The sequence below is a fragment of the Arthrobacter sp. JCM 19049 genome (assembly GCF_001310435.1).
Map to the genome: position 1 here is coordinate 1 of NZ_BAXF01000433.1, position 1,845 is coordinate 1,845.

The 1,845-nt window shown below is 68.8% G+C and carries 3 protein-coding genes; all 3 read left to right on the forward strand.

Going from position 1 to position 1,845, the window contains the following annotated elements; genetic code table 11:
- Positions 1–189 precede the first annotated feature (189 nt).
- Positions 190–612 carry a hypothetical protein gene (locus JCM19049_RS13070; RefSeq protein ID WP_054821804.1) on the forward strand — a complete coding sequence of 141 codons (423 nt, stop codon included), beginning with the start codon at positions 190–192 and terminating at the stop codon, positions 610–612.
- Positions 613–730: 118 nt separating this feature from the next.
- Positions 731–1,297, forward strand: a complete 567-nt coding sequence (def, locus tag JCM19049_RS13075) for a peptide deformylase (RefSeq protein ID WP_054821805.1) — start codon at positions 731–733, stop codon at positions 1,295–1,297.
- 1 nt (position 1,298) lies between these two features.
- Positions 1,299–1,845: methionyl-tRNA formyltransferase (locus JCM19049_RS13080; protein WP_279403190.1), on the forward strand; the 547-nt coding region annotated here is incomplete at its 3' end.

Consider the following 1,845-nt stretch of genomic DNA (forward strand, 5'->3'; position numbering starts at 1 on the left):
GGCCGCAGCCCGCGGGGACCGGGTACACAACTACGCGGAGCAGTACGCGTTGCGGGAAATGGGCAAGCCGCATGAGCTGGACGCGGCGCTGGCGGCGCTGCGGGAGAACGGCGAACTGGGCTTCGTGCGGCATTTCGAGACCTGGTGGCGCGACTTCAAGGTGGAGCCGATCGCCGCGGAGGTGACCGTGTGGAACCAGAGCGTGGCTACGCCGGCACCATCGACCTGGTCGCCCGCATCGGCGGCCAGGTGTGCCTGGTGGACTACAAGACCCGCGGCACCGACCGTGAGGGACAGGTCAAGTCCCCGGACCCGAAGGTCATCATGCAGCTGGCGGCGGCCGCGAAGGCCGAGGAGCACAGCATCGACCCGGTCGCCGGGACCTGGGAGCCGTGGCCGTTCGATACCGATGTGATGTTGCTGGCAGTCGCGCTGGGCGAGGTCGGGGCGCGTACCTTCACCGCCCGGCCCAGCTCCATGCCCGCCTACTGGTCCAAGTTCTGGGCACTGCACCGCACCTGGCAGGCGCAGTACCAGCTGCTGCAGCAGCCCTCGGGGCTGATAGAGATCGGCCCGCCCCCACAGCCCGGCGCCGCCCGGCCCGTAGACTAGGACAAGAGTTGATCCGGCCCTGGCCGGATCCTTGCGCTGACGCCACGGGCAGAGATCCTCAAATCCTGGCGGGGCCGCATGCTGAGAAGTCACACGTTGAAAGGACGACGCACCGATTATGGCGGAATTGGGAATTCGGATTATCGGGGATCCTGTTCTACGCACCAGGGCACAGGAGGTCACCGAGTTCGGGCCCGAGGTCCAAAAGCTCGTAGAGGACATGGACCAGACCATGGAGAACGTCGAGGGCGCCGGGTTGGCCGCACCCCAGGTCGGGGTGTCGCTGCGGGTGTTCACCTACCAGATCAACGGGCAGCGCGGGCACATCATCAACCCGGTGCTGGAACTAAGCCAGGACTACCAGCCGGACGTGGTGGAGGGGTGCCTGTCCATCCCCGGCATCGCCGCCCCGGTCCCGCGCCGCCGGCACGCCAAGGCCACCGGTTTTGACAAGTACGGCAACCCGATCACGATCGAGGGCGAGGGGCTGCTGGCGCGCTGCATCCAGCACGAAACCGACCACCTGGACGGGATCCTGTTCCTGGAGCGCCTGTCCGACGCCGAACGCAAGGCCGCGTGGAAGAAGCTGCGGGCCAGCAACTACCAGAACACCGCCGCCAGCACCGTGCAGCAGCGCTCCGGGGCCCTGGGCTCCAGCTTCGGCGCCGGACTGGGAGGCAACTAGCATGCGCATCCTCTTTGCCGGCACCCCGGAGGTCGCCGTCACCTCCCTGGACCACCTGGTGGACGCGGGCTTCGACGTGGCCGCGGTGCTCACCCGGCCCGACGCCCCGCTGGGGCGCAAACGCGTGCTGACCCCCTCCCCGGTGGCCCAGCGGGCCGAGGAGCTGGGCCTGCAGATCATCAAGGCCGCCAAGATCGACGCGCAGGTCACCGAACAGCTAACCGCGCTGCATCTGGACGCCGCCGCCATCGTCGCCTACGGGGGACTGGTGCCGCAGGACGCGCTGCAGGTGCCGCGCCACGGCTGGATCAACCTGCACTTCTCCCTGCTGCCGCAGTGGCGCGGGGCCGCGCCGGTGCAGCACGCCATCATCTTCGGCGATGACATCACCGGTGCGGTGACCTTCCAACTGGAAACCGGGCTGGATACCGGCCCGGTGTTCGGGCAGGTGACTGAGCCGATCGGGGCGATGGACACCGCCGGGGCCCTGCTGCAGCGGCTGAGCGACAGCGGCTCCCGGCTGCTGGTCGACACGCTGCAGGCCCTGG

What these genes read in the sequence shown, in the direction of transcription:
- def (WP_054821805.1), top strand. Translation starts at nt 731, where the DNA reads ATGGCGGAATTGGGAATTCGGATTATCGGGGATCCTGTTCTACGCACC.